This is a genomic window from Plantactinospora sp. BC1 (assembly GCF_003030345.1).
GTDB lineage: Bacteria > Actinomycetota > Actinomycetes > Mycobacteriales > Micromonosporaceae > Plantactinospora.
The window spans coordinates 607,282-624,674 of record NZ_CP028158.1 but is presented as its reverse complement, the minus strand read 5'-3'; the positions used below and the strand labels follow the sequence as shown (position 1 = coordinate 624,674).

General features: G+C 73.2%; 15 protein-coding genes. 4 read left to right on the top strand and 11 right to left on the bottom strand.

Annotated features, from left to right (window positions below; genetic code table 11):
- Window positions 1–78: 78 nt before the first annotated feature.
- Entirely contained in the window at window positions 79–1,233 is a 1,155-nt protein-coding gene (locus tag C6361_RS02480; protein ID WP_107266618.1) for a phospholipase D-like domain-containing protein, read from the top strand.
- A gap of 31 nt (window positions 1,234–1,264) precedes the next feature.
- On the opposite strand, the gene C6361_RS02475 is transcribed toward C6361_RS02480, so the two are convergent.
- A complete protein-coding gene (locus C6361_RS02475) occupies window positions 1,265–2,170 on the bottom strand; it encodes a LysR family transcriptional regulator (protein ID WP_107266617.1) in 906 nt (301 codons plus the stop codon).
- 72 nt (window positions 2,171–2,242) lie between these two features.
- On the opposite strand from C6361_RS02475, the gene C6361_RS02470 reads away from it, so the two are divergent.
- Complete coding sequence (locus tag C6361_RS02470; RefSeq protein WP_107270684.1) at window positions 2,243–3,154, top strand: EamA family transporter; 912 nt, start codon at window positions 2,243–2,245, stop codon at window positions 3,152–3,154.
- A 36-nt stretch (window positions 3,155–3,190) separates the two neighbouring features.
- Here the strand turns inward: C6361_RS02470 and C6361_RS02465 are convergent, their stop codons facing one another.
- From C6361_RS02465 to kdpF, 6 genes are read right to left on the bottom strand one after another with little or no spacing between them, the layout of a single operon-like run.
- Window positions 3,191–3,871 carry a response regulator gene (locus tag C6361_RS02465; protein WP_107259264.1) on the bottom strand — a complete coding sequence of 227 codons (681 nt, stop codon included), beginning with the start codon at window positions 3,869–3,871 and terminating at the stop codon, window positions 3,191–3,193.
- Window positions 3,868–6,408, bottom strand: a complete 2,541-nt coding sequence (locus tag C6361_RS02460) for a DUF4118 domain-containing protein (RefSeq protein WP_107266616.1) — start codon at window positions 6,406–6,408, stop codon at window positions 3,868–3,870. The genes C6361_RS02465 and C6361_RS02460 overlap by 4 nt, the downstream gene beginning before the upstream one ends.
- Before the next feature lie 42 nt (window positions 6,409–6,450).
- Window positions 6,451–7,356: a potassium-transporting ATPase subunit C gene (locus C6361_RS02455; RefSeq protein WP_107266615.1), complete on the bottom strand. Its 906-nt coding sequence runs from the start codon at window positions 7,354–7,356 to the stop codon at window positions 6,451–6,453.
- Entirely contained in the window at window positions 7,356–9,560 is a 2,205-nt protein-coding gene (kdpB, locus tag C6361_RS02450) for a potassium-transporting ATPase subunit KdpB (RefSeq protein ID WP_107266614.1), read from the bottom strand. The genes C6361_RS02455 and kdpB overlap by 1 nt, the downstream gene beginning before the upstream one ends.
- A gap of 41 nt (window positions 9,561–9,601) precedes the next feature.
- Complete coding sequence (kdpA, locus tag C6361_RS02445; RefSeq protein ID WP_107266613.1) at window positions 9,602–11,257, bottom strand: potassium-transporting ATPase subunit KdpA; 1,656 nt, start codon at window positions 11,255–11,257, stop codon at window positions 9,602–9,604.
- Window positions 11,258–11,347, bottom strand: a complete 90-nt coding sequence (gene kdpF, locus C6361_RS02440; RefSeq protein ID WP_101366169.1) for a K(+)-transporting ATPase subunit F — start codon at window positions 11,345–11,347, stop codon at window positions 11,258–11,260.
- Between the two features lie 296 nt (window positions 11,348–11,643).
- Here kdpF and C6361_RS02435 point away from each other — a divergent pair, with 296 nt between their 5' ends.
- Complete coding sequence (locus C6361_RS02435; protein ID WP_107259273.1) at window positions 11,644–12,066, top strand: OsmC family protein; 423 nt, start codon at window positions 11,644–11,646, stop codon at window positions 12,064–12,066.
- 64 nt (window positions 12,067–12,130) lie between these two features.
- Here the strand turns inward: C6361_RS02435 and C6361_RS02430 are convergent, their stop codons facing one another.
- The gene (locus tag C6361_RS02430) at window positions 12,131–13,078 is read right to left on the bottom strand and encodes an endonuclease/exonuclease/phosphatase family protein (protein ID WP_234359282.1); all 948 of its coding nucleotides are present in this window, start codon (window positions 13,076–13,078) and stop codon (window positions 12,131–12,133) included.
- 510 nt (window positions 13,079–13,588) lie between these two features.
- Between C6361_RS02430 and C6361_RS02425 the strand changes: the two genes are divergently transcribed.
- The gene (locus tag C6361_RS02425) at window positions 13,589–14,437 is read left to right on the top strand and encodes a hypothetical protein (protein ID WP_107270683.1); all 849 of its coding nucleotides are present in this window, start codon (window positions 13,589–13,591) and stop codon (window positions 14,435–14,437) included.
- Window positions 14,438–14,456: 19 nt separating this feature from the next.
- Here the strand turns inward: C6361_RS02425 and C6361_RS02420 are convergent, their stop codons facing one another.
- Genes C6361_RS02420 through C6361_RS02410 form a run of 3 tightly spaced genes read right to left on the bottom strand, consistent with a single transcriptional unit; the run spans window position 14,457 to window position 17,364 of the window.
- On the bottom strand, window positions 14,457–16,073 hold the full coding sequence (locus C6361_RS02420) for a polyamine aminopropyltransferase (protein WP_107266611.1): 1,617 nt from the start codon (window positions 16,071–16,073) through the stop codon (window positions 14,457–14,459).
- Window positions 16,070–16,942, bottom strand: a complete 873-nt coding sequence (locus tag C6361_RS36805; protein ID WP_159079147.1) for a hypothetical protein — start codon at window positions 16,940–16,942, stop codon at window positions 16,070–16,072. Before C6361_RS36805 ends, C6361_RS02420 begins: the two co-directional genes overlap by 4 nt.
- Complete coding sequence (locus C6361_RS02410; RefSeq protein WP_107264095.1) at window positions 16,942–17,364, bottom strand: DUF350 domain-containing protein; 423 nt, start codon at window positions 17,362–17,364, stop codon at window positions 16,942–16,944. The genes C6361_RS36805 and C6361_RS02410 overlap by 1 nt, the downstream gene beginning before the upstream one ends.
- Window positions 17,365–17,393 lie beyond the last annotated feature (29 nt).

The window sequence follows — 17,393 nt, the reverse complement described above, 5'->3', positions numbered from 1 at the left end:
CTACGGCTGCCCCCGGCGGGGCCGGGTTTGTAGCCAAGGCGACACCGGGGCGGCCCGCCGGGTGCGAGCCTGTGCCGCATGGCGACCTTCGCCGGCAGGAAAATCGAGGCGTACGTCGGGCCTCGGGAACTCGGCGCCACCGACGACCTCGAGGCGGTGGTGGTCGACTTCATCGCCGGTGCCCGGGAGAGTCTCGACATCGCCGTACAGGAACTCGACTCGGAGCCGATCGCCCAGGCGATCCTCGACGCCCGGTTCCGGGGCGTCAGCGTCCGGATGGTGCTGGAACAGGACTACCTGCGGACGGCGAAACTGCCCCGGGTCACCACCCGGCCCGGCGAGCCCGAGGCGGACGCCCGGCGCCGGGCCCAGTGGGAGCCGGAGCCCGGCAGCCGCAGCCTGGAGCCGAACCGGCGGATCGTGGCCGCGCTGCTCCGCTGCGACGTGGACGTCAAGGCCGACTACAACCCGGCGATCTTCCACCAGAAGTTCGCGGTCCGGGACTACCGGCAGCGGGCCGGCGGGCGGGCGGCGGTGCTCTCCGGCTCGGCGAACTTCACCGGTACCGACTGCCACCGCAACCTCAACCACGTCGTACTCTTCCACGACGCCCGGATCTGCCGGGAGTACGCCGACGAGTTCGCCCGGCTCCGGCAGGGACGGTTCGGGCGCGGCGAGCACGGGCGGGTGCCGAACGCGTACCACGTCGGCGGGGTGCCGGTGAAGGTGCTGTTCGCGCCGGACCACACCCCGGAACTGGAGATCATGAAGCAGATGCTGAAGGCGACCGAGCGGGTCGACTTCGCCATCTTCACCTTCTCCGGCTCGTCCGGGATCGACGACGCGATGATCGCGCTGGCCGCGGCCGGGCGGACCGTGACCGGGGCGGTGGACCCCGGGCAGGGCGTGCAGAAGTGGGCCGCCACCCACGACCTCGACCGGGCCAACATCGCGCTCTACGCCCCGGTCCGGTCACCGGCCTTCGGCAAGCTGCACCACAAGCTGATGGTGATCGACGAGGCGGTGGTGGTCGCCGGTTCGTTCAACTACACGGCGCCGGCCAACCAGTACAACGACGAGAACATCTTCGTCGTCGGCAGTCCCTATCCGGACCTGCCCCGCCGGGAGGGCGGCCCGAGCGACCTCGACCGGTGCGCCGAGATCGCCGGCTTCTTCCGTACCGAGATCGAGCGGATCGAAGCCGCCGGCCAGCGCTTCCTCGGACGGCGATAGCCCGCGGTGCCGCTGGCGGGCGCCGGAGCGGTCAGGGTGCCGGTCGGCGTGCCTGGGCCAGCGCGTCGAGGACGGCGGCGATCGCCGGATGGACCGGCCCGTCGCCGCTCGGCCGCGTCACCGCGAAGATCCGCCGACCGGTGAGCGGCCGGAGCAGCGGTTCGACGTGCACCCCGGCCGGTACGTTGCGCAGCGCCATCCCCGGCACCAGCGCGGCACCGAGCCCGGCCGCCACCAGGTCGAGGGTGAGCGCGAAGTCGATCGCCCGGTGCCGGATGTCGGGCTCGAAGCCGGCCAGGTGGCAGGCGTGCAGGGTGGACCTGCCGCACGGGGTGTGCGCGGCGCTGGCCACCCAGGGCACGTCGGCGAGGTCGGCGAGGAGTCCGGTGCGCCGACCCCAGCCGGCCGGGGTGATCAGGTGCATCGGGTCGGTGGCGATCGGGTGCCGGTCCAGCTCGGCGGTGGCGATCCCGGGCACGTGGTCGTACTCCTGGAGGACCGCGATGTCGAGTACGGCGGAGCGCAGGTCCAGCCGGCTCTGCTCGTCCTCCGCCTCGCTCACCCGTACGTCGAGATCGGGGTGTGCGGCCATCGCCCGGGCGGCGGCCGGGGCGACCAGGGCACCGGCGGCGGACGGGAAGGAGCCGACCCGGACGGTCCCGGCGACCCGCTGGTGCGCGACGGCGAGCCCGGTGACCGCCTGCTCGACGGCGCCGAGGATCCGTTCGGCGTGCCCGGCCAGCACCTGCCCGGCGGAGGTGAGCACCACGCCCCGGCCGGAGCGTTCGACCAGCGGATAGCCGGCCTCGCGGGCGAGCTGGGCGAGCTGCTGGGAGACCGCCGACGGGGTGACGTGCAGGGCGGTGGCGGCAGCGGTCACCCCGCCGCGCAGCGCCACCTCGTGCAGCACCCGCAGGCGCCGGACGTCCAGATCCATGTAGCCACGCTACAGCGCCGGTTAAGAATCTTGAACTGGACCTTAAGCATGCCGGCCGGCAGCGTGAGCGGCATGAGATTTCCGCACCGCATGCAGGCGGTCCTGGTCGCCGCCCTCTGGGGGGTCAACTTCGTGGTCATCGAGGTGGGCCTGCGCGACCTGCCGCCGCTGGTGCTGACCGCGCTGCGGTTCGTCGCCGCCGCGCTCCCGCTGGTCTTCCTGGTCCCCCGGCCGACCGCGCGGCTGCGGTACGTGCTCGGGTACGGGATCATTCTCGGCGTCTTCAAGTTCGGCCTCCTCTTCGTCGCCATCGACGCCGGGATGCCGCCCGGGCTCGCCTCGCTGGTGTTGCAGACCCAGGCGCTGGTCTCGGTGATGCTGGCCACCGCCTTCCTCGGCGAGCGCCCGAGCGGCACCCAGCTCGCCGGGGTGCTCACCGGCTCGGCCGGGATCGCCCTGCTCGCCGTCGGCGCGGGCGGGCACGCCACCGCGATCGGCTTCGCGCTCACCCTCGCCGCCGCCGGCAGTTGGGCGCTGGCGAACGTGGTGGTCCGGGCCAGCGGCGAGACCCGACCGCTGTCGCTGCTGGTCTGGTCCAGCCTGGTACCGCCGCTGCCGCTGCTCGGCCTGGCCGGGGTGGTCGACGGGCCACGGGTGGTCTTCGACGCGATCACCGGGATGTCCTGGAGCGCGGTGCTGGCGGTCGGCTACGTCGGGTACCTCTCCACGCTGGTCGGCTGGGGCATCTGGAACCGGCTCATCGGGACGTACTCGGTGGCCCGGGTCGCCCCGTTCAGCCTGCTGGTGCCGATCTTCGGGCTGGCCGCCGCCGCCCTGCTGCTCGGCGAGCCGATCACCTGGGCGGAGATCGTGGCGGGTGTCGTCGTACTGGTCGGGCTGGCCATGGTGGTGCGGGCGGCGAGACCCTCACCCGGACACCGGGAGCGTCACCCGCGCGGTTCAACGCCTCTGGTGTCCAGGTGAACGGGGAGCGGATGTCAGGCCAGCAGCCGCGATCGGTCACGGCTGGAAGCGGTAGCCCATTCCCGGCTCGGTGAGCAGGTGGCGGGGGCGGGACGGGTCGTCCTCCAGCTTCCGGCGCAACTGCGCCATGTACTGCCGCAGGTAGTTCGTCTCCGACTGATACTGCGGACCCCACACGTCGTGCAGCAGTTGACGCTGGCTGACCAGCCGGCCCGGGTTGCGTACCAGGATCTCCAGCAGGTGCCACTCGGTCGGGGTGAGCCGCACCTCGGCCCCGTCGGCACCGCGTACCGCGTGCGCGCCGAGGTCCACCGTGTGCCGGCCGACCTCCACCGCCGGCACCTCCTCGCCCGCCCCGGCGGCCCGCCGGGTCACCGCGCGGACCCGGGCCAGCAACTCGTCCACCCCGAACGGCTTGGTGACGTAGTCGTCCGCCCCGGCGTCCAGCGCCGCCACCTTGTCCTGGCTGCCGGCCCGGCCCGACAGCACGATGATCGGCACGTTGGTCCAGCCGCGCAGCCCCCGGATCACCTGCACCCCGTCCATGTCCGGCAGGCCGAGGTCGAGCACCACGATGTCGGGGCGGTGGCTGGCCGCCAGCCGCAGCGCGGTGGCGCCGTCCCCGGCGACCTCGACGTCGTACCGCCGGGCCTTCAGGTTGATCCGCAGCGCGCGGAGGATCTGCGGCTCGTCGTCCACCACCAGTACCCGGGTCACCCGGCCCCCTCCTCGTCCGCCACCGGCAGCCGCAGCACCATGGTCAGCCCGCCGCCCGGGGTCTCCTCCGGCTCCAGGCTGCCACCCATCGCCTCGGCCAGGCCCCGGGACAGCGCCAGTCCGAGCCCGATCCCGGCGTGGTTGCCCCGGTCGCCCTGCCGCTGGAACGGCAGGAAGGCCCGCTCCCACTGCTCGCGCGGCAGTCCCGGGCCCTGGTCGACCACCCGCAGCTCGACGAAGCCGCCGTGCTCGCTGGCGGTGACCGCCGGTGGCCGGTCCGCCGGGCTGAACCGCAGCGCGTTGGCGACCAGGTTGACGAGTACCCGTTCCAGCAGGCCGGGGTCGGAGCGGACCGCCGGCAGGTGCGCGGGGAGGCTGACCCGGACCCGGCGGGCCGGCTCGCCCAGCTCGTCCAGGGCCGACGGCACCACGTCCTCCAACCCGAGCACCGCCGGCCGCAGCCCCAACGCCCCGGCCTGGAGCCGGCTCATGTCCAGCAGGTTCGCCACCAGCCGGGTCAGCAGGTCCAGCGACTCCTCGGCGGTGGCCAGCAACTCGTCCCGGTCGGTGTCGTCGAACTCGACGTCGGCGCTGCGCAGGCTGGTCACCGCCGCCTTCGCCGAGGCGAGCGGGGTACGCAGGTCGTGGCTGACCGCCGCCAGCAGTGCGGTACGCAGCCGGTCCGCCTCGGCGATCGGTTTGGCCGCCGCCGCCTCCTCGGCCAGCCGCTCCTGCCGCAGCGCCACGGCGGCCTGCGCGGCGAACGCCTCGACGATGCGCCGGTCGGCCGCCGGCAGTACCCGGCCGCGCAGCACCAGCCGCAGGTCGTCGTCGACCCCCACCTCGACGTCCCCGGCGGCCGGGGTGCCGCAGGGCTCGGCGCCGACGTTCGCCGCCACCCGCCAGGCCCGGGGGTCCCGTTGCCGGTCCGGGCTCTCCGGCGCGTCCGGGGAGCGTTCCAGCAGGGTGACCGAGCCGAGCGCGTAGGTCTCGCGCAGCCGTTCCAGCAGCGCCGTCACCGGCCGGGCGCCCCGGACCACGCTGCCGGCGACCGCGCCGAGCAACTGCGCCTCCGCGCTGGCTCTCGCCGCCTCCCGGGTACGTCGGGCGGCCAGGTCCACCACCCCGCTGACCGCCGCCGCGACCAGCAGGAAGACCACCAGCGCGAGCAGGTTCTCGGTCTCGGCGATGGTGAACTTCCGTACCGGCGGGGTGAAGAAGAAGTTGATCAGCAGTGAGCTGAGCAGCGCGGCGAGCAGCGCCGGCCACCAGCCGCCGACCAGGGCGATCCCGACCACGGCGGCGAGGAAGAGCAGCAGGTCGCTGGTGAGCGACAGCTCGTCGGCGAGCAGCCAGAGCAGGTACGTCAGCAGCGGTACTCCGACGACGGTCAGGGCGAGCCCGATCAGGCGGCGCCGCCGGGAGAGCGCGGCCGGCGGTGTCACCAGGCGACCCCGGCCGGCCTGCTCGTGCGTGACCAGGTGCACGTCGATCGGCCCGGAGAGCGCGGCGGTGGTGGCACCGACGCCCCGGGAGAGGATCTGGGCGAACCGGCCCCGCCGGCTGGCCCCGAGCACGATCTGGGTGGCGTTGACCCCCCGGGCGAAGTCGAGCAGCGCGGTCGGGATGTCGGCGCCGATCGCCTGGTGGTAGCTGCCGCCCAGCCGCTCCACCAGCATCCGCTGCCGCTCCAGGGTGCTCGGGTCCGCGCCGCGCAGCCCGTCGCTGCGGGAGACGTGGATCGCCATCAGCTCGGCGCCCCGGCCCCGGGCCGCGATCCGGGCCGCCCGGCGGATCAGCGTGTCGCCCTCCGGCCCGCCGGTCAGCCCGACCACCACCCGTTCCCGGGTCTCCCAGGTGGCCGCGATGCCCTGGTCGGCCCGGTACCGGTCGAGCTGGTCCTCGACCTTGTCGGCCAGCCAGAGCAGGGCGAGTTCGCGCAGCGCGGTGAGGTTGCCGATCCGGAAGTAGTTGGCCAGCGCCGCGTCGACCCTGTCCGGGTGGTAGATGTTGCCGTGCGCCATCCGTCGGCGCAGCGCCTCCGGGGTCATGTCGACCAGTTCGACCTGCTCGGCACCGCGTACCACGCCGTCCGGCACGGTCTCCCGCTGGACGACCCCGGTGATCTGCTCCACGACGTCGTTGAGCGACTCCAGGTGCTGGACGTTGACGGTGGAGAGCACGTCGATGCCGGCGTCCAGCAGCTCCTGGATGTCCTGCCAGCGCTTGCCGTTGCGCGAGCCCGGCACGTTGGTGTGGGCCAGCTCGTCCACCACCGCCACCTCGGGGCGGCGGGCCAGCACCGCGTCGGTGTCCATCTCGGTGAACTCGCTGTCCCGGTAGCGGATCGTCCGGCGCGGGACCGTCGGCAGGTCGCCGAGCATCGCGGCGGTGTGCCGGCGGCCGTGCGTCTCGACCAGACCCACGACCACGTCCGTACCGCGCGCCGCCCGGCGGTGCGCCTCCTCCAACATCGCGTACGTCTTGCCGACCCCCGGGGCGGCCCCGAGGTAGATGCGCAGTTGCCCGCGTGCCACGCTGCCGATCCTGCCTTATCTCTCGGGGCCGCCCGGTGCCGATCAGCCGCCGGCCGGCAGCTCGCGGTCCAGGGCGAGGTTGAGTTCGAGCACGTTGACCCGGGGCTCGCCGAGGAAGCCGAGCCCGCGCCCGTCGGTGTGCTCGGCGACCAGCCGGCGTACCTCGTCCGGGCTGGTCTGCCGCTCCCGGGCGACCCGGGCGACCTGGATCGACGCGTACGCCGGGCTGATGTGCGGGTCGAGGCCGCTGCCGCTGGCGGTGACGGCGTCGGCCGGTACCGCCGGGCGGTCCGGCGCGTCGCCCCGGACCGGGGTGATCAGCCCGCCGGAGTAGTCCTGCCCCGGCACCGCGCACTCCACCGGCACCCCGCCGAAGGTGGCGACGAACGGGGTGGCCGGGCAGGCCTGGTTGACGCTGACCGCCCGGGTCACCGGGCCGGTCAGCCCGTCGCGGTGGAAGACCCGCAGCACCGCGCCGACGCCGTCCGGGGTGCAGAACGGTCGCCGGCCGTCGACGCCGTCGAGTTCGCCCGCCGCCCGGCTGCGGGCGCAGACCTGGGTGAGCAGACTCTGGGTACCCTCGTCCGGGTTGCCCTCGGCGTCGACCGCGCCGGGCACCGGGAGGGTGTCCTCGACGCTCTCCGGCCCCAGGTTGCTGGCGGCGGAGGCGGTCGGGTCGTAGCCGTCCCCGGCCGCCGACGGGCGGGGCTGGAAGTAGCGCGGGACGGGGTTGCCGTCGGCGTCGGTGAAGGACTGGCCGATCAGGCTGCTGCCGACGACGGTGCCGCCCGCGTCGCGGACCAGCGAGCCCTCGGTCCGGTCGTGCAGGCCGGGCAGCTGGCCGACCCCGACCATGACCAGTGGGTAGGCCAACCCGAGCAGTGCGGTGAAGACCAGCACGGCCCGGAACGCGGCCAGGTGTTGGGCGAGCCAGGTGGGTAGGCGCATCACGAGATCCCTGGGATGAGCGAGATGAGAAGGTCGAGGACTTTGATGCCGGCGAACGGTGCCACGACGCCACCGAGGCCGTAGACCCAGAGGTTGCGGGTCAGCAGTCTGCTGGCACTGCTGGGCCGGTAGCGGACGCCGCGCAGGGCGAGCGGGATCAGCAGCACGATGATGATCGCGTTGAAGACCACGGCGGCGAGGATCGCCGATTCCGGGCTGGACAGCCGCATGATGTTCAACGTGTCCAGGCTGGGATAGATCCCGGCGAACATGGCCGGGATGATCGCGAAGTACTTGGCGATGTCGTTGGCGATCGAGAAGGTCGTCAACGCACCCCGGGTGATCAGCAACTGCTTGCCGATCTCTACGATCTCGATCAGCTTGGTCGGGTCGGAGTCGAGGTCGACCATGTTGCCGGCCTCTTTCGCCGCCGTGGTGCCGGTGTTCATCGCCACCCCGACGTCGGCCTGGGCCAGCGCCGGCGCGTCGTTGGTGCCGTCGCCGGTCATCGCGACCAGCCGGCCGCCCTCCTGCTCCCGCCTGATCAGCGCGAGCTTCTCCTCCGGGGTGGCCTCGGCGAGGAAGTCGTCGACGCCGGCCTCGTCCGCGATCGCCTTCGCGGTACGCGGGTTGTCCCCCGTGATCATCACGGTCCGGATGCCCATCCGGCGCATCTGCGCGAACCGCTCCCGCATGCCGGACTTGACCACGTCCTTGAGGTGGATCACCCCGAGGGTGCGGGCCGGTTCGCCCTCGACGTGCTCGGCCACCACCAGCGGGGTACCGCCGCCGCCGCTGATGCCGTCGACGATCTCCCCGACCTGCTCGGTCGGGTGTCCCCCGTTGTCCCGGACCCACTTCAGCACGGCTGCGGCGGCACCCTTGCGGACCCGTCGGGCCGGGCCGGCGGAGCCACCGTCGACGCCGGCGTCCGGGGTCAGGTCGACGCCGGACATCCGGGTCTGCGCGGTGAAGGGTACGAAGGTGGCGTGCGGGATCAGCCCGGGCTCCCGCTCACGCAGCCCGTACGCGTTCTTGGCCAGTACCACGATCGAGCGCCCCTCCGGGGTCTCGTCGGCCAGGCTGGAGAGCTGGGCCGCGTCCGCGACCTGCGCGGCGTCGACCCCGTCGACCGGGACGAACTCGGCCGCCTGCCGGTTGCCCAGGGTGATGGTGCCGGTCTTGTCCAGCAGCAGCGTGTTGACGTCACCGGCCGCCTCGACCGCCCGGCCGCTCATCGCCAACACGTTGCGCTGGACCAGCCGGTCCATCCCGGCGATGCCGATCGCGGAGAGCAGCGCGCCGATCGTGGTCGGGATCAGGCAGACCAGCAGCGAGACCAGCACGATCCCGGTGACCCCGTCCGCGCCGATCGCGGCGGTGTCCGGGGCCGCGCCCTGGAAGCCCTTCGAGAAGATCGCCAACGGCTGGAGCGTCACCACCGCCATCAGGAAGATCACGGTGAGCGCCGCGAGCAGGATGTTCAGGGCGATCTCGTTCGGGGTCTTCTGCCGGTTCGCCCCCTCCACCAGGGCGATCATGCGGTCGACGAAGCTCTGCCCCGGCTGCTGGGTGATCCGCACGACGATCCGGTCGGAGAGCACCCTCGTCCCGCCGGTCACCGCGCTCCGGTCGCCGCCGGACTCCCGGATCACCGGTGCGGACTCGCCGGTGATCGCCGACTCGTCCACGCTGGCGATCCCCTCGACCACGTCGCCGTCACCGGGAATGACCTGACCGGCCTCGACCAGCACGATGTCGCCGTACCGCAGTTCGGTGGCGGCGACCGCCTCGTCGCGGTACCCGCCCGGCTTCGCCCCGGGCGACCAGCCGATCAGCCGGGTCGCGACGGTGTCCCGCTTGGCCTGCCGCAGCGTCGCCGCCTGCGCCTTGCCCCGGCCCTCGGCGACCGCCTCGGCCAGGTTGGCGAAGAGCACGGTCAGCCAGAGCCAGACCGTGATCGCCCAGCCGAACCCGCTCGGGTCGGCGACGGCCAGCGCGGTGGTGAAGACCGCGCCGACCTCCACGATCAACATCACCGGGTTGCGCCACAGCGTCACCGGGTTGAGCTTGCGGAACGCCTCCGGCAGCGAGCGGACGAGCTGGCGGGGGTCCAACAGCCCACCGCCGACCCGGCCGTCACCCGCGGGGCCGGAGGAGGGCAGCCCGCCAGAGGGGGCGGGCAGCACCGGGCTGACAGTCATCTTCCCTTTCCTCACCATGTCGAACAGAACTCTCACCGGGCTCACAGCCCCTCGGCCAGCGGGCCGAGCGCCAGCGCCGGCAGGAAGGTCAGCGCCACCAGGATCACCGTGACCCCGGCGAGCATCCCGACGAAGAGCGGCCGGTGCGTCGGCAGCGTCCCCGCCGAGGCGGGTACCGGCCTCTGCCGGGCCAGCGCGCCGGCCAGGCCGAGCACGAAGACGATCGGCAGGAACCGGCCGAGCAGCATGCAGAGCCCGAGCGCCGTGTCCCACCACGGGGTGTTGACCGTGATGCCGGCGAACGCCGAGCCGTTGTTGTTGCTCGCCGAGGTGAAGGCGTACAGCACCTCGGTCAGGGCGTGCGGGCCGACGTTCAGCGCGGTCGCGTTGTTGCCGGTGGCGAAGGCCGCCGCCGTGCCGACCAGCACCAGCATCGGGGTGGCCAGGAAGTAGAGCGAGGCGAACTTGATCTCCCGGGCGCCGATCTTCTTGCCGACGTACTCCGGCGTGCGGCCCACCATCAGGCCGGCCACGAAGACCGTGATCACGGCGAGGATCAGCATGCCGTACAGGCCGGCACCGACCCCGCCGGGCGCCACCTCGCCCAGCATCATGTTGACCAGCGGCATCATCCCGCCGAGCGGGGTGAACGAGTCGTGGAACGAGTTCACCGCACCGGTCGAGGTGAGCGTGGTGACCGCGGCGAAGGTCGCCGAGTTGGAGACCCCGAACCGGGCCTCCTTGCCCTCCGTCGCCGCCCCGACCGCCTGTGGCACCGTGCCGTCGCCGGTCAGCTCGAAGACGTTGGTCAGGGTGATGCTGACGATCGCCAGGATCGCCATCACCGCGACGATCGCGTGGCCCTGCCGGTTCTGCCCGACCATCCGGCCGAAGACCCGGGGCAGGCTGAACGGGATCACCAGGATCAGGAACAACTCCACCCAGTTGGTCCAGGTGGTCGGGTTCTCGAACGGGTGCGCGCTGTTGGCGTTGTAGAAGCCGCCGCCGTTGGTGCCGAGTTCCTTGATCACCTCCTGCGAGGCGACCGGGCCGCCGGTGATCGTCTGGGTGCCGCCGGTCACCGTGGTCACGTCGGTACCGCCGGAGAGGTTCTGCACCACCCCGCCGATCATCAACACCACGCTGCCGAGTACCGCGATCGGCAGCAGCACCCGCAGCGTGATCCGGACCAGGTCGACCCAGAAGTTGCCGAGCCGGTCGGTCCGGCTGCGGGCGAAGCCCCGGACCAGGGCCACCGCCACCGCGACGCCGACGGACGCGGAGACGAAGTTCTGCACCGCCAGCCCGGCCATCTGCACCAGGTGACCCATGGTCGACTCACCCGAGTACGCCTGCCAGTTCGTGTTCGTCACGAAGCTGACCGCGGTGTTCCAGGCGACGTGGTCCGGTACCGCGTCGAAGCCGAGCGAGAGCCAGAGCCTGTCCTGCAACCGCAGGAAGGCGTAGAGGAAGAGGAGGGAGAGCAGCGAGAACGCCAGTACGCTGCGGGCGTACGTGCCCCAGGACTGCTCGGCCTTCGCGTCGACGCCGATCAGCCGGTAGATGCCCCGCTCCACCCGGGAGTGTCGGGAGCCGGCGACCACCCGGTAGAGGTGGTCGCCGAAGGGCCTGTGCACCGCCACCAGCACCACGGCGAGCGCGGCGACGAGGATGATGCCCGCGGTCGTCGTACTCATCTAGAAACGCTCCGGGAAGAGGAGTGCGAACAACAGGAAGACGGCCAGCCCGGCCGAGAGCACCAGGCCGATGAGATTGACGGCGCTCACAGCCGCTCCACCGCCCGGACGAGCAGGGCGAGGGCCGCGAAGAGCCCCAGCGTCAGCACCACGAACACGACGTCGATCACCGAACGTCCTCTCCAGCTCGCGCGTCCAGGCGACCGTTCTCGGCCGCCCGATCCAGGTAAACGCGGATGCCGGTCGGGGTGGCCGGTTCTGACGGTTCGGCTACGCGGGCCACCCGCTTCTTGACGTGATCTTGACGTGCGGAGCGGGCTGAGCTGCGGGTTTCCCGGCGGCCCTGCCGGGTAGCCCGGCCGGGGAACCACACGGGGGGGTGCGGGATGCCGGAATCGGAAGCCTGGGTGCACGAGGCCACCGCGACGGCCGAGGGGGGTCGGCTGCGTACCGACGACGGTGAACTTTCCACCACCCTGGCCTCGCCGTTGGCGCCGCACTGCACCGGGCTCGCCCCCGAGCAGTTGCTCGCGGCGGCGTTCGCCTCCTGCCTGCACCACGCGGCGGTCGAGGCGGCCACCGGCATCACCGACGAGGCGCACACCGTGCAGGTCCGCGCCCAGGCCCGGCTCGCCCGGGACGCCGACGGGCTCTACCGGGCCGACGTACGGGCCAGCATCGCCTCGGTGGGGCTGAACCGTGACCAGCTCACCGACCTGGCCCGGTACGCCGATCGGCTCTGGCCGTTCTCCAGCGACGGCGGCCGGCACACCCTCACCGTCGGCCCGGCCGAACCCGGCCAGCGCTGACCGACCCCACCGCTGACCACCCCGCACGGCGACCCCGCACGGCATCGCCGCACGGCCTCGGGCGCTACCGGAAGCCGGCGGTCACCGCCCGGTGGTCGCTGGCCGGGGTACGAACCACCCGGGCGTACGCCGCGGTGAGCCCCCGGTAGAGCACGTGGTCGGGTCGGGTCACCGGCAGGGCGGCCGGCCAGGTGAAGCCCGGTCCCCGGCCGGCGTCGGCCTGGGCGTCCTTGAGCAGTTCGGTCAGCGGCTCGATCATGCGGTCGGTGGTGGCGGTGTTCAGGTCACCGAGCACGATCAGCCGCTCGGCCGGGTCCTGCCTGATCCGGGTGGCGAGCGCCGTCACGGTACGGTCCCGGGTGCCGGTGTCCCCGGCCCGGGCCGAACCGAGATGCACGACGTAGACGACCACGTCGCCGCCGGGCGCGGCCACCACCGCCCGGAGCGCCCGGGTCCAGGCCAGCCCGGTGTCGACGCCGACGTCCTCGCGGATCGGGTACCTGCTCCAGAGCGCGACCGTGGAGACGTCCGCCCGGTACGGGTACCGCTCGGCGAGCGCCTCGGAGACCGGGGTACGGGTGTCGCCGGAGACCTCCTGCAACCCGATCAGGTCGGCCTCGGTGTCGGCGAGGCTGGTCACCGTGCCCACCGGGTCGGGGTTGCCGGCCCGCAGGTTCTGGCTGGCCACCCGCAGCCGGACCGAGCCGCCACCGCCGCCGGGCAGCCATGCGGTGCCGAAGAGCACCGCCCAGAGCACCGCCGGCACCAGCGCGGCGGCGAGCGCGATCCGGGACCGGCGCAGCGCGGCGGCGAGCAGCAGCAGCGGGACGCCGAGACCGAGGAAGGGGGCGCCGCTGTCCACCAGGCTGCCCAGGCCGCGCACGTTGGGAATCAACCGGTGGCCCGCCATCAGGGCGGTCAGCAGGGCGGCCGCGCCCAGGATCAGCGTGCCGCGGCGCCGCCCCCGTCCAGCCGGCCCGCCATCCGCCGGCTTGATCTTGCTCTCCGCCACCGAGCGCATCGTATCGAAGCCGGCGCGGCCCGGGACCGGGGACCGAACCGCCCCGCCGGCTCGACCCGAGGCGAGTTGCCGAGCACGCCGGCCCGAAGCCGTCGGAAGCACGCCGGCCCGAAGCCGTCGGAAGCACGCCGCCGGAAGCACGCGGGCTCGAAGCTGTCGGAAGCACGCGGGCTCGAAATGGTGGCCTTTCGCTCGACGCTGGCGCTGCTCGACCATTCGGACCAACTCGCAGCGGGCCCGACCGGGCCAGCGGAACTGGACCGAACGACCGAACCGGGCGATCTTCACCGTCGGTCCGGGCGTCGGCGGCGAAGCGTGCCCACCCGGCACGGGCAGCACGGCAAGACGGACATGCCGCATGTGTCCCGTCCCGGCGGCCCCGGGCCGGGCTGCCGACGAGTGCCCGGTTGACCAGGGAAAAGTGTGGCGCAGGCCACCGATCTGGGCCACCCCATTCAGCTCGGTGTTACCTAACCTCGGCGGGTGCCTCACAGGGAACAGATTGATCGTGGACAGGACAACGGAGCGCAGGCTGGCCGTTCGGCTGATACCGGCTCCACCGACCAGGTAACCGGTCGCCACCGGGCCGCGGCGCCGCGCCGGCTGCGTCGGACCCGGGCGCTGCTCTCGTCGGGCCCGTTCCGGGTCGGCTCGGTCGCCGCGCTGGCCTGCTGCCTCGGCGCCGTGGTCTTCGTCGAGTCGCAGACCGCGACCGCCCCGGCCGACCCGGCCCCGGCCAACCTGCTCGCCGAGCGCGCCGCCAGCGCCGAACGCCAGCCCGCCTCCCGGGCCACCGAACGAGCCCCCGCGCCGACCCCGACCGCCACGCCGAGCAGCACCCCCTCGGCCACGCCGACCGCCACACCGACGATGGCCCGGACCAAGGTCGCCCGGGTCAGCAAGAAGCCGAGTCGACCGACCCCGGTCGCCGGGCTCACCCAGGCGCAGATGGACAACGCGCACACCATCGTCCAGGTGGGCGTGAAGATGGACATCCCGCGCCGGGGACTGGTGGTCGCGATCGCCACCGCCATGCAGGAGAGCAACCTCTACAACCTGGCCAGCGGCGTACTGCCGGAGTCGCTGAACCTGCCGAACCAGGGCGTCGGCTACGACCACGACTCGGTCGGGCTCTTCCAGCAGCGACCCAGCTCCGGCTGGGGTACCGTCGCCGACCTGATGCGCCCGGCGTACGCGGCGGAGCGGTTCTACGCCGCCCTGCTCCAGATCCCCGGCTGGCAGGAGATGAGCGTGACCGGCGCCGCGCAGGCGGTACAGATCTCCGCCTTCCCCGACGCGTACGCCCAGCACGAGGGGCGGGCCGGCACGGTGGTCGGCGCCCTGGTCTGAACGGTACGCCGGGCGGCGCTCAGTAGCGGCGCCACTCCGCGCGGGCGTACTCCAGCACCCGTGGGTGCAGCAGGGTGGAGGGCGGCAACTCCAACCGGTGCCGGTCCGGCGGGAAGCTCATCGCGGCCCGCAGCGTCCCCGAGTCCAGATAGCGCAACGGGGGCACGTCGGCCGGCAGCCCCAGCGCCGGAGCCGTCGGCCCCGGGGCGGCGAGCAGGAACCCCCAGTCGCCGAAGGACGGCACGTCGACGTGGTACGGGACCGTGGCGAACCCGGCCGACCGCAGCGACGCCGCCACGCACCAGTACGAGCGGGGCGCGAAGTACGGTGAACCCGCCTGCACCACCACCCGCCCCCGCTCGGCGACCGCCGCCCGGACCAGCGAGTAGAACTCCACCGAGTAGAGCTTCGCCGTCGCCGTCTCGTCCGGGTCCGGCAGGTCCACCACCACCGCGTCGAACCGGTCCGGCTGGGCGCGCAGCCAGGCGAAGGCGTCGGTGTTGACGATCCGGACCCGGGGGTCGGCGAAGGCGTCTCCGTTCAGCGCCCGCAGTTGCGGCTCGGTCCGGGCCAGCCGGACCACCGCCGGATCCAGCTCCACCACGGTCACCGAGCCGACGTCGGGATAGCGCAGCAGTTCCCGTACGGCGAGCCCGTCGCCGCCGCCGAGGACCAGTACCGAACGACGGCCGCCGGCCAGCACCGGATGCACCAGCGCCTCGTGGTAGCGGTATTCGTCGACCGAGCTGAACTGGAGGTCCCCGTTGAGATAGAGCCGCAGGTCGGTGACGCCCTGCGAGACCAGCGGCACCGACCGGGTCAGCACGATCTCCTGGTACCTGCTGCGCTCGGCGTGCACCACCGGGTCCCGGAAGAGCTGCTGCCGGGCGGTCACCTCGAAGTCGGCGGCGGTCAGGTAGGCGTACCCGAGGATCAGGCCGACCGCGACGGTGCCGGCGGTCAGCGCGAGCCGGACCCGGGCGGTCAGCTCACGCCGGAACACGGTGCCGACCAGCGCCAGCCCGGCCAGTGCGTTCACCACCCCGACCACGAGTACCCCGCGGAGCTGGCCGAAGAAGGGCATCAGCAGGAACGGGAAGGCGAGGCCGCCGAGCAGCGCGCCCACGTAGTCGGCGGCGAAGAGGTCGGCGACGGCGCTGCCGGCGGACTGTTCCCGGATCCGCTGCAAGAGCACCATCAGCAGCGGAATCTCCGCCCCGATCAGCAGCCCGAGCAGCAGGGCGGTGCCGACCAGTGCCGGGGCGTAGAGGTCCAGCCAGGCGAAGGCGGCGTAGAGGCCGAGCACCGAGAGCCCGCCGAAGAGCGCGAGGGCGAGTTCGACGACCGCGAACGCGGCGGCGGCCCGATGCTGGAACGGCTTGGCCAGCAGCGCCCCGATGCCCATCGCGAAGACCATCACGCCGAGCACGATCGAGGCCTGGCCGACGGTGTCCCCGATCAGGTAGCTGCCGAGCGCCACCAGGGCCAGTTCGTAGACCAGGCCGCAGGCGGCGCAGACGAAGACCGCGCCGAGCACCGCCGCCCGGGCCGCCCGCCGCCGGGGCCGGTCCGCCAGGCCGGGAGCGGTGCCGGCGGAGGTGGCCGCAGCGGTCGGGTCGGCCTGGGTGGCGCTCATCGCCCGCGACCGCCGCCGCGGCGGCCGTTCCCGGGTGCGACCACGCTGTCGGCGCTCAGGCCGAGGCCGGCGGACTCGACCGGCGGCGGGCTCTGGTGTCGGCGCTCGAAGACGCCGATCGCCAGGAAGAGGGCGGTGAGCAGGAAGAGTCCGGCGGCGCCGAGCAGGAAGACCCAGCGGTCGCGCCAGAAGTCGTTACCGGGATCGGGCAGCGGCGAGGGCGCCGCACCGGCCGCCGACGGCGGCGCCGCCCGGGTCGCCGAGCCCGCGCCGGCCTCCGAGACCAGCAGCGGCAGCAGGATCGCGGCCTGGCAGACCGCCCGGCCGGGATCGTCGACGAACTGGTCGGGGTCGACACCGAGTCGCCGCAGGCCCCGGTCGAAGTCGATGTGGGCCAGATCGGAGGAGCTGGTCACCAGGTACGAGGCGCTGTCGTTCGACTCGCTGCTCGCCGAGGTGTACCAGACCGACGCGTCGATCTCCACCCAGCGGGGGCAGCGGGCCGGATCGCCGTCCACCGCGACGGTGTCGCCGAGGTTGGAGCCGACGCTGACCGGTGCGGCGCCGTACGACGCTCCGCCGCTGCGCAGCCGCCAGCCGTAACAGATCTGCTGTGTCGTGTGCGCCTGCCGGAGCAGCGTGACGGTGTCGGTCCGCTCGGCGGGCTCGGGCGGCGACACCACCGTGCTGTCGTCGTCCGGGCTCAGCGCCGCGACGACGAGACCTCCCGCGACGAGCAGGCACACGGCGACCACCAGGGTGATCTTGAGTCGCCTGGCGGTCTTCTCCGCCGCCTTCGCCCGTCCGGCGGCGGCGGCCCGGCGCGCGTTCGCGCCCTGCCCGCCGCCGCCCTTTCCGCCGGCGGCCATCAGCTGATCGCGGCCGCGATGACGGCCCCGGTCGCCAGGTGCACCACCGCCGAGACCCAGACCGCCGGGTGCGGCTCCGGGTCGACCAGGATCTCGCCGAGCCGCCCCGGGGTGGCCAGGTCGAGCAGGAGGAACGCCGCGCCCATGATCAGCAGACCGAGCAGCCCGTACACGGCGGTGCTCACGATCCCCTCGACGAAGTCGTCGTGGCTGACCACGATCGCGGTGGTGACGACGATGCCCACCCCGGCCAGGTTGGAGGCGAGCAGCAGCGCGGCGTTGCGGTTGCGGTCGGCCCAGATCAGGTCGTGCAGCCGGCCCGGGGTGGCCATGTCGACCACCACGTAGCCGACCGCCATCAGCACGAGCCCGACCACCCCGTAGGCGAGGGTGGCCAGCAGGTCGGTGGCGAGGGTCGTCAACACATCAGGCTCCGGAGGGATGAGGAGGG

Excerpts from the sequence above, each read along its gene's own strand:
- C6361_RS02480 (WP_107266618.1), top strand. The coding sequence starts at position 79 with ATGGCGACCTTCGCCGGCAGGAAAATCGAGGCGTACGTCGGGCCTCGG.
- C6361_RS02475 (WP_107266617.1), bottom strand. The coding sequence starts at position 2,170 with ATGGATCTGGACGTCCGGCGCCTGCGGGTGCTGCACGAGGTGGCGCTG.
- C6361_RS02470 (WP_107270684.1), top strand. The coding sequence starts at position 2,243 with ATGAGATTTCCGCACCGCATGCAGGCGGTCCTGGTCGCCGCCCTCTGG.
- C6361_RS02455 (WP_107266615.1), bottom strand. The coding sequence starts at position 7,356 with ATGCGCCTACCCACCTGGCTCGCCCAACACCTGGCCGCGTTCCGGGCC.
- kdpB (WP_107266614.1), bottom strand. The coding sequence starts at position 9,560 with ATGACTGTCAGCCCGGTGCTGCCCGCCCCCTCTGGCGGGCTGCCCTCC.
- kdpA (WP_107266613.1), bottom strand. The coding sequence starts at position 11,257 with ATGAGTACGACGACCGCGGGCATCATCCTCGTCGCCGCGCTCGCCGTG.
- C6361_RS02435 (WP_107259273.1), top strand. The coding sequence starts at position 11,644 with ATGCCGGAATCGGAAGCCTGGGTGCACGAGGCCACCGCGACGGCCGAG.
- C6361_RS02420 (WP_107266611.1), bottom strand. The coding sequence starts at position 16,073 with ATGAGCGCCACCCAGGCCGACCCGACCGCTGCGGCCACCTCCGCCGGC.
- C6361_RS36805 (WP_159079147.1), bottom strand. The coding sequence starts at position 16,942 with ATGGCCGCCGGCGGAAAGGGCGGCGGCGGGCAGGGCGCGAACGCGCGC.